Annotated in this window: 14 protein-coding genes and 1 tRNA gene; 13 read left to right on the top strand and 2 right to left on the bottom strand. The window is 74.1% G+C overall.

Features of this window, described 5'->3' with window-relative positions; all coding sequences use genetic code 11:
- Nucleotides 1-1018: glutathione S-transferase family protein (locus tag DLJ47_RS01600; protein ID WP_109898339.1), on the bottom strand; the 1018-nt coding region annotated here is incomplete at its 3' end.
- Between the two features lie 52 nt (nucleotides 1019-1070).
- On the opposite strand from DLJ47_RS01600, the gene DLJ47_RS01605 reads away from it, so the two are divergent.
- The 10 genes from DLJ47_RS01605 to DLJ47_RS01650 all read left to right on the top strand — a co-directional run bounded on the left by DLJ47_RS01605 (nucleotide 1071) and on the right by DLJ47_RS01650 (nucleotide 12121).
- Nucleotides 1071-1502, top strand: a complete 432-nt coding sequence (locus DLJ47_RS01605; RefSeq protein ID WP_109898327.1) for an ester cyclase — start codon at nucleotides 1071-1073, stop codon at nucleotides 1500-1502.
- Nucleotides 1503-1557: 55 nt separating this feature from the next.
- The gene (locus DLJ47_RS01610) at nucleotides 1558-2187 is read left to right on the top strand and encodes a NuoI/complex I 23 kDa subunit family protein (RefSeq protein WP_109898328.1); all 630 of its coding nucleotides are present in this window, start codon (nucleotides 1558-1560) and stop codon (nucleotides 2185-2187) included.
- A 180-nt stretch (nucleotides 2188-2367) separates the two neighbouring features.
- Nucleotides 2368-2925 carry an NADH-quinone oxidoreductase subunit J family protein gene (locus DLJ47_RS01615; protein ID WP_109898329.1) on the top strand — a complete coding sequence of 186 codons (558 nt, stop codon included), beginning with the start codon at nucleotides 2368-2370 and terminating at the stop codon, nucleotides 2923-2925.
- The gene (nuoK, locus tag DLJ47_RS01620; protein WP_233257604.1) at nucleotides 2922-3308 is read left to right on the top strand and encodes an NADH-quinone oxidoreductase subunit NuoK; all 387 of its coding nucleotides are present in this window, start codon (nucleotides 2922-2924) and stop codon (nucleotides 3306-3308) included. Before DLJ47_RS01615 ends, nuoK begins: the two co-directional genes overlap by 4 nt.
- Nucleotides 3305-5245, top strand: coding sequence for an NADH-quinone oxidoreductase subunit 5 family protein (locus DLJ47_RS01625; protein ID WP_109898330.1), 1941 nt, complete (start codon nucleotides 3305-3307; stop codon nucleotides 5243-5245). Before nuoK ends, DLJ47_RS01625 begins: the two co-directional genes overlap by 4 nt.
- A gap of 76 nt (nucleotides 5246-5321) precedes the next feature.
- Nucleotides 5322-6827 carry a complex I subunit 4 family protein gene (locus DLJ47_RS01630; RefSeq protein WP_109898331.1) on the top strand — a complete coding sequence of 502 codons (1506 nt, stop codon included), beginning with the start codon at nucleotides 5322-5324 and terminating at the stop codon, nucleotides 6825-6827.
- Between the two features lie 147 nt (nucleotides 6828-6974).
- Nucleotides 6975-8492 (top strand): NADH-quinone oxidoreductase subunit N, encoded by a 1518-nt coding sequence (locus tag DLJ47_RS01635; protein ID WP_109898332.1) that lies wholly within the window; start codon nucleotides 6975-6977, stop codon nucleotides 8490-8492.
- 117 nt (nucleotides 8493-8609) lie between these two features.
- A complete protein-coding gene (gene htpX / locus DLJ47_RS01640) occupies nucleotides 8610-9485 on the top strand; it encodes a zinc metalloprotease HtpX (protein ID WP_109898333.1) in 876 nt (291 codons plus the stop codon).
- Between the two features lie 145 nt (nucleotides 9486-9630).
- Nucleotides 9631-10890, top strand: coding sequence for an MFS transporter (locus tag DLJ47_RS01645; protein WP_109898334.1), 1260 nt, complete (start codon nucleotides 9631-9633; stop codon nucleotides 10888-10890).
- Between the two features lie 208 nt (nucleotides 10891-11098).
- Entirely contained in the window at nucleotides 11099-12121 is a 1023-nt protein-coding gene (locus tag DLJ47_RS01650; RefSeq protein ID WP_109898335.1) for a zinc-dependent alcohol dehydrogenase family protein, read from the top strand.
- Nucleotides 12122-12241: 120 nt separating this feature from the next.
- Here the strand turns inward: DLJ47_RS01650 and DLJ47_RS01655 are convergent, their stop codons facing one another.
- Complete coding sequence (locus DLJ47_RS01655) at nucleotides 12242-12736, bottom strand: YajQ family cyclic di-GMP-binding protein (RefSeq protein ID WP_158289761.1); 495 nt, start codon at nucleotides 12734-12736, stop codon at nucleotides 12242-12244.
- A gap of 148 nt (nucleotides 12737-12884) precedes the next feature.
- On the opposite strand from DLJ47_RS01655, the gene DLJ47_RS01660 reads away from it, so the two are divergent.
- The 3 genes from DLJ47_RS01660 to DLJ47_RS01670 all read left to right on the top strand — a co-directional run.
- Nucleotides 12885-12968, top strand: a tRNA-Tyr gene (locus tag DLJ47_RS01660).
- Nucleotides 12969-13206: 238 nt separating this feature from the next.
- Complete coding sequence (locus DLJ47_RS01665) at nucleotides 13207-13914, top strand: winged helix-turn-helix domain-containing protein (protein WP_109898337.1); 708 nt, start codon at nucleotides 13207-13209, stop codon at nucleotides 13912-13914.
- The coding region (locus DLJ47_RS01670) for an MFS transporter (RefSeq protein WP_109898338.1) at nucleotides 13911-15145 on the top strand (1235 nt) is incomplete at its 3' end. The genes DLJ47_RS01665 and DLJ47_RS01670, both read left to right, overlap by 4 nt.

The following is a 15145-nucleotide window of genomic DNA, read 5'->3' on the forward strand; positions in this document are numbered from 1 at the left end:
GCGGGGGAGTGCCGTCGCCGAACGGGCGGCCACCGAGCGCCTCCCGGCCGTGCGGGATGAGCCAGTTCGCCAGGTCCGGCCCGAGCGGCACCACCCCGGTCGGGTTGATGTCCCGGTGCACCTCGTAGTAGTGCCGCTTGATGTGGTCGAAGTCGATGGTGTCGCCGAAGCCGGGGGTCTGGAACAGGTCCCGGGCGTACGCCCAGAGCACCGGCATCTCGGTGAGCTTGCTCCGGTTGCACTTGAAGTGGCCGTGGTAGACCGCGTCGAAGCGGGCCAGCGTGGTGAACAGCCGCACGTCGGCCTCGGTGATGGTGTCGCCGACCAGGTAGCGCTGCCCGGCCAGCCGCTCGCTGAGCCGGTCCAGCTGGTCGAAGAGCCGCCGGTACGCCGACTCGTACGCCTCCTGGCTGCCGGCGAAGCCGCAGCGGTAGACGCCGTTGTTGACCTCGCGGAACACCACCGCGTTGATGTCGTCGATCTCGCCGCGCAGCCGCTCCGGATAGAGCTCCGGCGCGCCCTCGCGGTGGTACGCCGTCCACTCGGTGGAGAGGTCCAGGGTCATCTGCGCGTAGTCGTTGGTGACCACCTGTCCGGTCGGCACGTCCACGATCGCCGGCACCGTGATGCCCCGGTCGTAGCCCGGGAACCGGGCGAAGTACGCCTCCTGGAGCCGCTCGATGCCGAGCACCGGGTCGCGCCCACCCGGGTCCAGGTCGAACGTCCAGCTGCGGGCGTCGTGGGTCGGCCCGGCCACCGCCATGGGGAGCACCTCCTCCAGCCCGAGCAGCCGACGGACGATGATCATCCGGTTGGCCCAGGGGCAGGCGTAACTGACCGCCAGCCGGTACCGGCCGGGCTCCACCGGATAGCCGTCCCGCCCGTCGGCGGTGATCCGGGTGGCGATGTAGCGCTGGTCCCGGGTGAACTCGCCGCCCGGCTCGACGTACTTGCCGCCGGTCGTCCCGCCTGATTCGCCGCCCACGCCGTCTCCTCCGGTGTCCTCGGTTGCCCCCATCATCGCGGATCTCGGGCCGCCCGGCCGGCCGGCCGCTGACTACGCTGCCGGGATGACCGATGTGGAGGCGGCGGCCCGACGCTTCATCGCCGACGTCTGGAACGCCGGCCGGGAGGAGTCCGCGTACGAGCTGATCGCGCCGGAGTGCCCCGGGCTCGGGGGCTCCGGGCCGGCGGGCACCCTGGCCTGGCACCGGGACCGCCGGGCGGCCTTCCCGGACCTGCGCTACAAGATCGTGGACCTGGTGGCCGCCGGCAACCGGGTGGCCGTGCACTGGCGGGCGGCCGGCACCCAGGCCGGCCAGTTCGGCCCGGTGCCGCCGACCGGCCGGGTGGTCAGCTACTCCGGCGCCACCTTCCTGCGCTTCGACGACAGCGGCCGGATCGTCGACGTGTGGAGCGTCAACGAGCTGTTCCAGGTCCTCCAGCAACTCGGCGTCGAGATGCTCCCGCCCGTCGGCGGCGTCAGCGCGACCGGGGGGTGATCCGGCCGAGCCGGGCACCGGGGGGTGGTCGCGCGCGCCGCGGGCACAGGGCAGGATGGTCCGCATGAGCGACCGCAGCGAGCGCAGCGAGGCCGGCGGCGGCACCGGCGAGCGCGGCGTGCCCGGCACGGGCCTGGTCAAGGGGCTGGCGGTCACGCTGAAGACGATGACCCGGCGCTCCACCACCCAGCAGTACCCGGACGTCGCCCCCGAGCTGCCGCCCCGCTCGCGCGGGGTGATCGCGCTGCTGGAGGAGAACTGCACGGTCTGCATGCTCTGCGCCCGCGAGTGTCCGGACTGGTGCATCTACATCGACTCGCACAAGGAGGAGGTGGCGGTGCCCGGCGCCGCCCGCCCCCGCCAGCGCAACGTGCTCGACCGGTTCGACATCGACTTCTCGCTCTGCATGTACTGCGGCATCTGCGTCGAGGTCTGCCCCTTCGACGCGCTCTACTGGTCGCCGGAGTTCGAGTACGCCGAGTACGACATCAAGGACCTGCTGCACGACAAGGACCACCTCGGGCAGTGGATGGGCACCGTGCCGCCGCCGCCCGCGCACGACCCGAACGGCGAGCCGGCCAAGGAGGAGACCGCCGCCGCGCGCAAGGCCGCGGTCCCGGCCGCGCCCGCCGCCCGGCCCGCCACCGCGGCCGTACGCCCGGAGCCCGGCGAGGCCACCCCGTGAGCGCGGGTAGCGAGGGAACCATCCGGCCCAGCGCGCCAGTGCCGCACGGCGGCGCGGAGCGAAGCGGAGTGCCGGCGTGAACGCGCGGAGTGAGCCGGGCCGGCGAGCCCGGCACCGGCGAACCGAGGCCGGCACCGTGAGCGCGCCCGCCGGGCGGGCCGGGACGGCAGGGGTGACGCGGTGACCGGTGCGGACGTGCTGCTGCTCGCCCTCGGTGCGGTGGCGGTCGGCTCGGGCGCGCTGGTGGTGGGCACGAAGCACCTGGTCCGGGCCGGCCTCTACCTGGTGGTCTGCCTGGGCGCGCTGGCCGGGATCTACCTGGTGCTCGGTGCCGAACTGGTGGCCTGGGTACAGGTGCTGATCTACGTCGGCGCGGTGGTGGTGCTGCTGCTGTTCGCGGTGATGCTGACCCGGGCGCCGATCGGCGCCTCCGACGACCTGGACCGTCCCGGCTGGCCGGCCGCGCTGATCGGCGGCGGAGCCGGGGCCGGCCTGGCCGCCCTGCTGGTCGACGCGTACCGCTGGACGGCGGTGACGCTGCCCGAGGCGGGCACCGCGGAACGCCTGGGCGAACAGATCTTCCGCGGCTGGGTGCTGCCGTTCGAGGTGCTGTCGGTGCTGTTGCTGGCCGCGCTGGTCGGCGCGATCGTGATCTCCCGCCCCGACATCGGCCGCCCAAACGCCGAGCGGGACCGCGCCGGCCGGGCCGGGCGCGCCGAGCGGGGGCCGTCGCGGTGAGGCCGGTCATCCCGTACGTCACCGCCGCGCTGCTGTTCGGCCTCGGCGTCTACGGCGTGCTGCGCCGGCGCAACGCGGTGCTGGTGCTGATGGCCGTCGAGCTGATGCTCAACGCGGTCAACCTGGTGCTGGTCACGGCGGACACCACCGTGCGGGCGGCGCTGCCGCACGGCGGGCAGGTCTTCGCGCTCTTCGTGATCGTGCTGGCCGCCGCCGAGATCGGGGTCGGGCTGGCCATCGTGCTCCAGTTCTACCGGCTGCGGGCCAGCGTCGCGGTGGACGAGGTCCCGCTGACCGAACGCCGGATCGAGCCGGCCACCGCCGCCGGCGTCCCGGTGGCGGCCGGCGTCCGCCCGGCCGATCGCCCCGAGGGGGAGCGATGACCACGACCACGCTGCTCGGCGCGCTGCTGCCGGTCGTACCGCTGGTGGCGGGCCTGGTCGGCCTGCTGCTGCCGCCCGCGCCGCCCGACGGCGGCGGCCGGGCGCGGCGCGCGGCGATCGCTCTCGGGGTGGCCGGCGCGGCCGGCGCGTTCCTGCTCGCGGTGGCCCTGCTGGTCACCCTCGACGGGCCGGCCGAGGCGTCCGGCACCTGGGTCGACCTGGGCGGGCTGACCGTCAGCATCGGTGTCCGGCTGGACGGCGCCGCCGCGCTGGTCGCCGTCGCGGTCGCCGCGGTGGCGCTGGCCGTGCAGGTCTACTCGATCGGCTACCTCAGGCGTGGCCCGCACGACGACGTCGACGTCGACCACCGCTACCCGCCCTACGCCGCGCAGATCAGCCTCTTCACCGCCGCCATGCTGCTGGTGGTGGTCGCCGGCGACCTGGTCCTGCTGCTGGTCGGCTGGGAGGTGATGGGCATCTGCTCGTACCTGCTCATCGCCCACGACCGCCGGCTGCCCGAGGCGCCCGCCGCGGCGATGAAGGCGTTCCTGGTCACCCGGGTCGGCGACGTCGGCTTCCTGCTCGGCATCGCGCTGCTCGGCGTCTCGGCGGGCAGCTTCCGGATCGCCGACGTGCTGGCCCACGACCACGCCTCCGGCACGCTGGCCGCCGCCTGCCTGCTGCTGCTGGCCGGGGTCGCCGGCAAGAGCGCGCAGTTCCCGCTGCACACCTGGCTGCCGGACGCGATGGCCGGCCCGACCCCGATCTCCGCGCTGATCCACGCCGCCACCATGGTCGCCGCCGGCGTGTACGCGGTCACCCGGCTCTACCCGCTCTTCGAACGCGTGCCGGCCGCGCTGGCGGTGCTCGGGGTGATGGCCGTGGTGACCCTGCTGCTCGGCGCGCTCGCCGCCACCGCCCAGGACGACCTGAAGCGGGTGCTGGCCTGGTCGACGGTCTCCCAGATCGGCTACATGACCGGCGCGCTGGCGGTCGGCGCGCCCGCCGCGGCGCTGTTCCACCTGCTCACCCACGCCGCGTTCAAGGCGCTGCTGTTCCTCGCCGCCGGTGCGGTGATCCACGCGGTCGGCACCACGCTGATGTCCCGGATGGGCGGCCTGCGGCGGGGCATGCCGGTGACCTTCTGGTGCACGGTGGTCGGTCTCGGCGCGCTGGCCGGGCTGCCGCCGCTCGCCGGCTTCTTCAGCAAGGACGGCATCCTCCACGCCGCCGAGGACGCGCTGCACGGCGGCGGCCCCGCGCCGGTCTGGGTGGCCCGGCTGGTCTGGCTCGCCGGCCTGGCCGGCGTCGCGATCACCGCCTGGTACGCCACCCGGCTGTTGCTGCGGACGTTCTTCGGCGCGGCGCGCACCCCGCTCGTCCAGCCGCACGATCCGCCCGCCGTGATGCGCTGGCCGGTGCTGCTGCTCGCCGTTCCGGCCGCGCTGCTCGGGTTGGCCGGGTTCGCCGGCTCGTTCACCGACCTGTTGCGGCCGGTGGCAGCGGCCACCCCGGAGCGGCCGTCGGACCTGCTGCCGTCGGTGCCGCTGGTCCACCTCGGCCCGGGGGTGCTGCTGCCGCTCGCCCTGCTGGCGATCGGGGCGGGGCTCGCCTGGGCCCGCTGGCGGCGCGACCCGGCCGGTGATCCGGCCGCCACGCTGGGCCGGCTGCGGCCGGTGTTCGCCCGCGCGTTCCGGCTCGACGACGTCCAGCACGCCCTGGTCGTACGCCCCACCGGCGCGCTGGCGCGCGGGGTGCGTACCGCCGACGAGGTGGTGGTGGACGGCGCGGTCACCGGCAGTGGCCGGGCCGCGGTCGGGCTCGGCGGCGGGCTGGCGGCGCTGCACCGGGCGGCGCTGCCCCGCGCGGCGGCCGGGGTGCTGGCCGGCGCGCTGCTGATCGGCCTGGCCGCCGCCCTGATCGGAGTCGCGGCATGAGCGAGCACGGCGAGCGAATCATCGGGCTCGGTGCACGGGTGCCTCGTGGCGGCGCGGAGCGAAGCGGAGTGCCGGCATGAGCCTGGGGGAGTTCCTGCTGGTCGCGGTGCTGGCGGTGCCGGCGCTCGGCGCGGTCGCGGTGGCCGCGACGCCCCGGGACCGGGCCGCCCGGGTGGTCGGCACGGTGGCCGCCGCGGTCACCCTGTTGGCCGCCGCGCTGCTGGCGCTCGGCGACCGCACCTGGTCCGGCTACACCCCGACCGTCCCGGCGGTGCGCCCCTGGCACCGGGTCGACCTGCCCTGGGTGCCCGGTCTGGAGTTGCGCTTCCACCTGGGCGTGGACGGCATCTCCTGGCCGCTGGTGGTGCTGACCGCCCTGCTCACCCTGCTCTGCTGTGGATACACCCTGTGGAAGGTGCCCGACGGCGGCAGCGGCCGGGCGCTGGTGGCGCTGCTGCTGGTGGTCGAGGTCGGCATCCTGGGCACCTTCCTCGCCCTCGACCTGGTGCTCTTCTTCGTCTTCTTCGAGGTCGTCCTGCTGCCGATGTACGCGGTCATCGCCGGCTGGGGTGGCGCGGACCGGCGGCGGGCCGCCCGCAAGTTCGCCCTCTACACGCTGCTCGGCTCGGTGCTGCTGCTGGTCGGCGTCTACGTCGTGGTGGCCGCCGCGGGCACCGCCGACATCGTGGCGCTCACTGGCGGGGGCGGACTGTCCCGGGGCACCCAGCTGGCCGCGTTCACCCTGCTGGCGCTGGCCTTCGCGGTGAAGAGCCCGCTCTGGCCGCTGCACTCCTGGCTGCCCGACGCGCACACCCAGGCGCCCACCGTGGGCAGCGTGATCCTGGCCGGGGTGCTGCTGAAGATGGGCACCTACGGCCTGATCCGGGTGGCGGTCGGGGTGGCGCCGGAGGGCGCCCGTTGGGCCGCGCCGGTGCTCGGCGCGCTGGCGGTCGCGGCGATCCTGGTCGGTGCGCTGGTCTGCCTCGCCCAGGACGAGTTGAAACGGCTGATCGCGTACTCCAGCGTGGGGCACATGGGCTTCGTGCTGCTCGGCGTGGCCACCCTCACCAGCACCGGCCTGCAGGCCGCGCTGATCGGCAACGTCGCGCACGGGGTGATCACCGGGCTGCTCTTCTTCCTGGCCGGCGCGATCAAGGATCGCGCGCACACCGGGTCGCTGGCCGAGCTGTCCGGGCTGCGGGAGACCGCACCCCGGCTCGCCGGGCTGCTCGGTTTCGCCGCGGTCGCCTCGCTGGGGCTGCCCGGCCTGGCTGGCTTCTGGGGCGAGGCGTTCGCGGTGATCGCCGCGATCGAGGTCGGCGGAGCGTTCTGGACCACGCTCGGCGTGCTGGCGGCGCTCGGCGGGGCGCTCACCGCGGCGTACTTCCTCCGGCTGCTGCGCCGGGTGACCCACGGCCGGCCCACTCCGGCGGTCGCCCGGTCCACCGCGGGGCTCGCCGGCGCCGAGGTGACCGCGTGGGCGCCGCTGGTGCTGCTGGCCCTGGCGGTCGGGCTGGCCCCCGCCCTGGTGCTCGGCGTCGCCGAGGCGCCGGTCGACGCCCTGGTGGAGGTGCTGCCATGAGCGAGCGAATCATCGGGCTCGGCGCGGTGGTGCCTCAGGGCGGCGCGCAGCGGAGCGGAGTGCCGGCATGAGCGAGCGGAGCGAGCGAATCATCGGGCTCGGCGCGGTGGTGCCTCAGGGCGTCACGCAGCGGAGCGGAGTGCCGGCATGAGCGTGGTGCAGAGCGTCGACAACGTGGCGCTGCTGCCGGCGTACCTGGCCGCCGGCACCGCCGTCCTGGTGCTGGTCACCGACCTGGTGCTGGCCCGGCCACGGGCCACCGTGGCGGCGGGCGCCCTCGGCGCGGCCGCCACCGCGCTCGGCGCGGCGCTGGTCGGCGCCGGCGGCGAGCGGCGGACGTTCTGCGTCGGCGCGGACTGCTCGTACGTCTTCGGTGGCCGGGCCGCGCTGGTCGGCGCCGTCGTCGCCCTGCTCACCCTCGGCGTGCTGGCGCTGTCGGGTCCGGCGCTGCGGGCCGGGCAGTCGCCGGTGGGGGAGTACGCCTTCCTGCTCGCCTGCTCGATGACCGGCGGTGTGGTGCTCGGCGCGGCCGGCGACCTGATCACGCTGATCGTGGCACTGGAGACGCTCACCCTGCCGCTCTACGTCCTGGTCGGGCTGCGCCGGGGCAGCCTGGCCAGCGCCGAGGCGGCGGTCACCTTCTTCGTGGTGAGCGTGGTCGCCACCACCCTGACACTGCTCGGCGCCGCGCTGCTCTACGCGGCCACCGGCGCGCTGCACCTGGGTCGGCTCGGCACGCTCTTCGCCGACCGGCCGGAACTGCTCGACCTGCCGCTGACCGGTGCCGCCGTCGCCCTGATCGTGCTCGGCCTGGCGTTCAAGGTGGCGGCGGTGCCGTTCCACGCCTGGGCGCCGGCCACCTACGACGGCGCACCGCTGCCGGTGGCGGCCTACCTGTCGACCGCGTCGAAGCTGGGCGGGGTGGTGGCCCTGCTCGCCGTGGTGCAGTACGCGCTGCCGGCCGAGGTGACCGGCCCGGTGCTCGCCCTGCTGGCGGTGCTGACGATGACCGTCGGCAACCTGGTGGCGCTGCGCCAGCGGCGTACCGTCCGGCTGCTCGCCTGGTCCTCGGTGGCCCAGGCCGGCTACATCCTCGCCCCGCTCGGCGCGCTGGCGCTGGCGGCCGGTCGCACCGGTGACGCCCGCACCGCCGCGTACGCGGCCGCCGTGGCGTACGCCGTCTTCTTCGTGGTGCTGGAGTTGGCCGCGTTCGCCGGGGTGGTGGCGTTGCGCCCGGCCGGCGCGGACGGCGGCACCCTCGACGAGCTGCGCGGCGCGGCCCGCCGGCACCCGTGGCGGGCGGCGGCGTTCGGCCTGGCGTTGATCGGGTTGGCCGGCCTGCCACCCGGCCTGGCCGGGCTCTTCGCCAAGGTGACAGTGGTCCGGGCGCTGCTGGACGGCGCGGCCGGCTGGCTGGCCCTGGTGGTGGCGGTCAACGCGGTCGTCGGCCTCGCCTACTACCTGCGGCTCACCGCCGTCCTGTACGCCCCGCCCGCCGGCACCGCACCGGCGCCGGGCCCGGCCCCGACCACCCCGGCCTCGGCCGGCCCGCCGGCCGCCGCCGTGCCGGCCGGCGCGGTCGTCGTGGTGCTGGCGCTGGCCACCGCGGTCGCCCTGGTCATCGGCTTCGCTCCGCAGCTCGTGCTCGAGCTCGCCGCCCGCTGAGCCGGGTGCGTGGTCGCGCTCCCAGGCAACTCACAGCCATACGACGGATGGTTGACGGGTACCGGGTTGTTGAACCGGTCAGCGGATCCTCGCGATCCGTGCACCGAAGGAGCGAACGTGCATCACAACCGTCTGAAGACCGCCGCGCTGCTCGGCCTGCTCACCTCGCTGATCCTGGCGGTGGGCTACTGGTTCGGCGGCAGTGGTGGACTCGTCATCGCCGTCGTCGTGTCCCTGCTGATGAACGGCTTCACCTACTTCTACTCCGACAAGCTGGCACTGCGCTCGATGCGGGCGCAACCGGTCAGCGAGGCGCAGTTCCCCGAGCTGTACCGGATGGTCCGTGAGCTGGCCACCGAGGCCCGGCAGCCGATGCCGCGGCTCTACGTGAGCCCGACGTCGCAGCCGAACGCGTTCGCCACCGGGCGTAACCCGCAGAACGCGGCGGTCTGCGTCACCCAGGGGATCACCGAGATCCTCGACTACCGCGAGCTGCGCGGCGTGATCGGCCACGAGCTGTCGCACGTCTACAACCGGGACATCCTCATCTCCAGCGTGGCCGCCGGCCTGGCCGGCATCATCACCACGCTGGCGAACCTCGCCTGGTTCATCCCGCTCGGCGGCGGGGACGACGAGGACTCGCCGAACCCGGCCGTGCTGCTGCTCACCATCATCCTGGGGCCGATCGCCGCGACGGTCATCCAGCTGGCCATCAGCCGGAGCCGGGAGTTCCAGGCGGACGCCTCCGGCGCCCAGCTGACCCGGGACCCGCTGGCCCTGGCGAGCGCGCTGCGGAAGATCCACATGGGCACCCAGCGCCGGCCGCTGCCGGCTCAGGGGCAGCTCACCAGCACCGCACACCTGATGATCGACAACCCGTTCCGGGGTGGCGGCGTGGCGGCGCTCTTCTCCACCCACCCGCGGATGGAGGAGCGGGTCGCCCGGCTGGAGCGGATGGCCGCCAGCGCCGGCCCGGTCCAGTTCGAGCGCTGACCTGAGCATCGCCGGCTCCGCCCGTACCCGGACTCCCGGGTGCGGGCGGAGCCGTGTGTACGGGCACAAACCGTTTCTCCGCCGGGCGACCGAGCGTTAGGGTCAAAACGTCTTCCACTCATTACATCCGTCCTGGAGGTCGATCGTGGCCGCACTGCGCCAGTACCTGGGCGTCTGGCGGGTCCCCGGAGCGCCGATGCTGCTGGTCACCGGCATCGTCGGCCGGCTCGGGATCGGCATGACGCCGCTGGCGCTGCTGCTCGTGGTCGAGCAGGTGACCGGGGGATACTCGCTCGCCGCGGTCGCCGGCGGCATCTACGCCCTCTCCGGCGCCGCGCTCAGCCCGGTCGCCGGGCGGATCGCCGACCGGGTCGGCCCCACTCCGGTGCTGCTCGGCACCGCGGTCGCCCACCCGCTCGCCCTGCTCGGCCTGCTCGGCGCGGCCCGCCCCGCCGGCGGCAACCTGGCGCTGATCTTCGTGGCCGCCGGGGTGGCCGGGGCCACCTACCCGCCGCTGACCGCCGCGATCCGGGGTGCCTGGAACGACCTGACCGCTCCCGCTACCGGCCGGCACCACCTGCGCAACACCGCGCTGGCCGCGGAGACCACCCTGTTCGAGATCGTCTTCGTGCTCGGTCCGCTGCTGGTGGCCGGGTTCGTGCTGGTCGCCGACGCCCGGGCCGCGCTGGTCGGCTCGGCAGTGGTGACCCTCGTCGGCACCACCGCGGTGGCGCTCGGCCGGGTGATGCGCGGCTGGCGCCCGCACCCGCACGAGCACCGGGCCCGCGGGCTGGGTCCGCTGCGGGTCGCCGGCTTCCCGGCGCTGCTGCTCTGCGTGGCCAGCCTGGGCATCGCCTTCGGCGCGGCCGGTGTGATCGTGCCGGCGTTCGCCACCGACTACACCGCCGACGACCCGGACAGCCTCGCCGGCGTGCTGCTCGCCGTCTGGGGGATCGGCAGCGCCGCCGGCGGCTTCTGGTTCGGCGTCCGCCGGCCGTCGCCCAACATGACCCGGCAGTTCGCCTGGCTGCTCGGCGCGGTGGCGGCCAGCTTCGCCGTGTTCGCGCTGATGCCCACCCCGGCCGCGCTGGGCACCGCGCTGGTGATCGGCGGCGCCACCATCGCGCCCGCGCTCACCCTGGAGAACACCCTGGTCGGCCGGATCTCGCCGGTCAGCATGCTGAACGAGGCGTACACCTGGGTGGTCACCATGTCGGTCGGGGCGAGCGCCGCCGGCGGCGCGGTCGCCGGGCTGATCGTCGACCACGCCGGTGGGGTGCCCTGGGCGTTCCTCTTCGCCGGGGCTGCGGTCGCCCTCGGGGCCGCGGTCGCCGCGCTGCCCGCCGGCCCCATCGCCCGCGCGGAGGCGGCGACGGTACGCGTCGACGAGCCCGTCCCGGCCTGACCGGGAGGTCTGGGGGCGACCCGGAGCGGGTAGGTGACGGCCATGTTCGTCTTCTTCTCGAACCGGGTCGGCTGCCTCGGCTCGCTGCTGATCAGCGCGATCCTGACCGTGATCCTGCTGCTGGTCTTCGCCACCTGACCCCGGCCGTCCGGTCGGCGGGCAGCGGGCGTGCGCGGCCCGAAATCCTGGATCCGAAGGGAACAGCCTCATGCGTGGTGCGGTCCTGCACGGCCCCGGCGACGTCCGGGTGGAGGAGCGGGCGGATGCCCGGATCGTCCTCCCGACCGACGCGGTCATCCGCCTCTCCGCCACCTGCGTCTGCGGTTCCGACCTGTGGCCGTATCGCGGCATCGAAGCGGTCAGCGGGCCGTCCCCGATGGGCCACGAGTACGTCGGGGTCGTCCAGGAGGTGGGCAGCGAGGTCAGGAACGTCAAGCCCGGCCAGTTCGTGGTGGGTTCCTTCTTCGCCTCCGACAACACCTGCCCCATCTGCCGCGCGGGCTACCAGTCCTCGTGCGTCCAACGGGAGCCGGTTGGCGGCCTCGGCGCCCAGGCGGAGTACCTGCGCGTCCCGCTGGCCGACGGCACCCTGGTCGCCACGCCCGAGCTGCCCCCGGACGACCTGGTCCCGGATCTGCTCGCCGCCTCCGACGTGCTCGGCACCGGGTGGTTCGGCGCGGTGGCCGCCCAGGTGGGCCCGGGCAAGACCGTCGCGGTCGTCGGTGACGGTGCGGTGGGTCTGCTCGCCGTGCTGGCGGCCCGGCACTTCGGCGCGGAACGCATCATCGCCGTCAGCCGGCACGAGCCCCGCCAGAAGTTGGCGGCCCACTACGGTGCCACCCACATCGTCACCGAGCGCGGTGACGAGGGCGTGGCGCGGATCAAGGACCTCACCGACGGCCTCGGCGCGCACTCGGTCATCGAGGCGGTCGGCACCCAGGAGTCGATGATGCAGGCCATCCGCTCCACCCGCGCCGGCGGCCACGTCGGCTACGTCGGGGTGGCGCACGGCGTCGAACTGCCCGGCGACGAGCTGTTCTTCTCGCACGTGCACCTGCACGGCGGCCCGGCCCCGGTGCGTCGTTTCCTGCCGGAGCTGATCGACCTGATCTGCAAGCGTGAGATCGACCCGGGCCGGGTCTTCGACCTCGCCCTGCCCCTCGAGCAGGCCGCCGAGGGCTACCGCGCGATGGACGAGCGTCGGGCCATCAAGGTGCTGCTGAACCCCTGAGCCGGGCCGTCACCGGGCCGCCGCCCGTCACCAGTTGGTGACGAACGACGGCCCTGGGCGACGACGGCGGCGCAGGTCAGGAGGCGTGATCGCGCCAGCGACCGGCGGGGCGGCCGAGGCTCACCGATAGTTGGTGAACTGCAGGGCGACGCCGAAGTCCTCGCCCTTGAGCAGGGCGATGACGGCCTGGAGGTCGTCCTTCTTCTTGCCGGTCACCCGCAGCTGGTCGCCCTGGATCTGAGCCTGGACGCCCTTCGGGCCCTCGTCGCGGATCTTCTTGCTGATCGCCTTGGCCTTGTCCGAGTCGATGCCCTGGATGACCTTGCAGTCGATCTTGAACACCTTGCCCGAGGGCCGCGGGTCGCCGGCGTCCAGCGACTTGAGCGAGATGTTCCGCTTGACCAGCTTCTCCTTGAAGACCTCCAGCGCGGCCCGCACCCGCTCCTCGGTCTCGGCCTGGAGGCTGATCGCCTCCTCGCCCGACCAGGAGACCTCGGCGCCGGTGCCCCGGAAGTCGAACCGCGTCGCGAGCTCCTTCTCGGTCTGGCGGAGGGCGTTGTCGACCTCCTGCCGGTCGACCTTGCTCACGATGTCGAACGACGGGTTCGCTGCCATGCTCATGCTCCTGCTGTCCGGCGATTTGTGGTCCTGTGTCCCCCGCTGACCAGCGGTACGACCCCCTGACGGTACCCGCTTGCGCCTGCGCCGGGGGGAGCCGCTATCCTTGCTCTCGCTGCCGCGTCGCGACGCGGTGGGGTGCCCTGGCGGGTTGCCCGAGCGGCCAATGGGAGCGGACTGTAAATCCGTCGCGAAAGCTACAGAGGTTCGAATCCTCTACCCGCCACCAGGTGCTGAGTAGGCCCCGTGAGCTGCGGAAAGCGCTCCGGGGCCTTTCTCGTTGCGTTCGGCCGAGCCCAGGCTGATCCGGTGCTCCGCGAGCCGCCACAGGAGCAGGGCGGAAACGCCGAGCCGTCAACCGGCCACCCGCGAGCCGACAGCGGATTCAGTCAGACTCCGAGCGGTCACGACGCCGACCATGCCAACAACCCGTTGCAAAGACTCCTTTGCAAAGCTATCTTTGCATCATGACGGAGGATCCGCACAAGCCTGGGTACGACTCCACACAGGACATAGTTCTCGACGCGCGGACGCTACGCGGCGTAGCGCATCCACTGCGCCTGCGCCTGCTCGGCTCACTGCGCCACGACGGACCGCAGACCGCCACCCAGTTGGCCGCCCGATTCGGCGAGTCCAGCGCGGCGACCAGCTACCACCTCCGCACACTGGCCGCGCACGGCTTCGTGGCCGACGCGCCCGAGCTGGGCCGCGGCCGGGAGCGCTTCTGGCGCGCCGTGCATCGCTCGACCTGGTTCGACACTCCCGACCGGGACGCCCCGGAGCGTGAACTCGGCGAGGCGTACCTGCGCACGGTCGCGCGGATGTACGCGGAGAACGTCGAGCGGTCCATCACCGAGCTGGCCGACTGGCCGCAGGAGTGGGTGCGGGCGGCCAGCATGAGCGACCTCACGGTCAGCCTGAGCGCCGCCGAGGCGCAGCAACTCGCCGACGACATGATGGCCCTGCTGGTGCGGTATCGGGACCGGGCGGCGGACCGGGCCGGTGACGGATCGGAACGCGTCGCGATGAGCACGCAGTTCCAGATCTTCCCGCGGCGCGGTCAGCTGGACGCGCTGTTGGCGGCGCGAGCCGCGTCCGGAGACGGCACCGCTGCCGATGAATCCGCCGATGGCGCGGCCGATGAGCCCTCCGGTGTGGACGGGGGCGGAGCATGAGTCAGCGGTCCGCGTACGGCTTGCTCGTCGCCCAGGCGGTCTCGGTCACCGGCACCCGGATGTCCGTCGTGGCGGTGCCCTGGTTCGTGCTGCAGACCACCGGCGACGCCCTGCTGACCGGCGTCACCGCGTTCGTGGAGATGGGCGCCCTGGTCGCGGCGCGCATCCTCGGCGGGCCACTGGTCGACCGGATCGGGCCACGGGCGGCCAGCATCGGTGGTGACCTGATCGCCGGGCTCGTGCTCGGCGTGGTGCCGCTGCTGTACGCCGCCGGCCTGCTCGGCTATCCGGTCCTGCTGGTGCTGGTCGGCTTGGTCGGGCTGTTCCGCGGGCCGTCGGACAACGCGAAGTACGCGATGGTGCCCGACGTCGCGGCCACCGCCGGCTGGAGTAACGAGCGTGCCGCCGGGCTGGCCGACAGCGTGCACCGCCTCGGGTCGCTGATCGGGGCGCCGCTGGGCGCGGTGCTGATCGCTCTGGTCGGCGCTCCCGCCGTCATCGCGCTGGACGCGGCCAGCTTCCTGCTCGCCGCCGCGCTGGTGGCGACCCTGGTCCGGGTTCGGCGGGCCGAACCCGACCCGGCCGAGGCGGGCCACCGCACCGGAGTCCGCGGCTACCTCGCCGATCTCGGGGCCGGGCTGCGCTTCGTCCGGCGTGATCCGCTGCTCCGGGCGATCGTCGCGATGGTGCTGCTGACGAACCTGCTCGACCAGGCGATGACGGCGGTGCTGGTCCCGGTGTGGGCGGCCGAGCGTTTCAACGACGCCGCACCCGTCGGGCTGGTGTTCGGCTCCCTGAGCGCCGGCGCCTTCGTCGGGTCGCTGCTCGTGTCGGTGTACGGCGCGCGACTGCCGCGATGGCGCACGTACGCCCTGGCCTTCCTGTTCGGTGCCGTCCCGCGGATCTTCGTGCTGGCGCTGCCGGTCGGGCTGCCCGTCATCGCGGGCGTCGCACTGGTCGGCGGGGTGCTGATCGGGGCCATCAACCCACTGCTGTCCGCCGCGGAGTTCGAACGCATCCCGGCCGGCCTGCGGGCGCGTGTCCTCGGCGCGGTCGGCGGCCTGGCCTGGGCCGGTATCCCGCTCGGCGGGCTCGTCGGCGGCGTGCTCGCGGCAACGCTCGGCGCCACCGGCGGCATCCTCGTCGTGGGCACGGCGTACCTGCTGGTCACCCTCGACCCGCTGGTCCGCAGGCGGACCTGGCGGCTGATGGACCGGCCCGCCCCAGGCTC

Source organism: Micromonospora sp. S4605, from assembly GCF_003176715.1.
Classification (GTDB): domain Bacteria; phylum Actinomycetota; class Actinomycetes; order Mycobacteriales; family Micromonosporaceae; genus Micromonospora; species Micromonospora echinaurantiaca.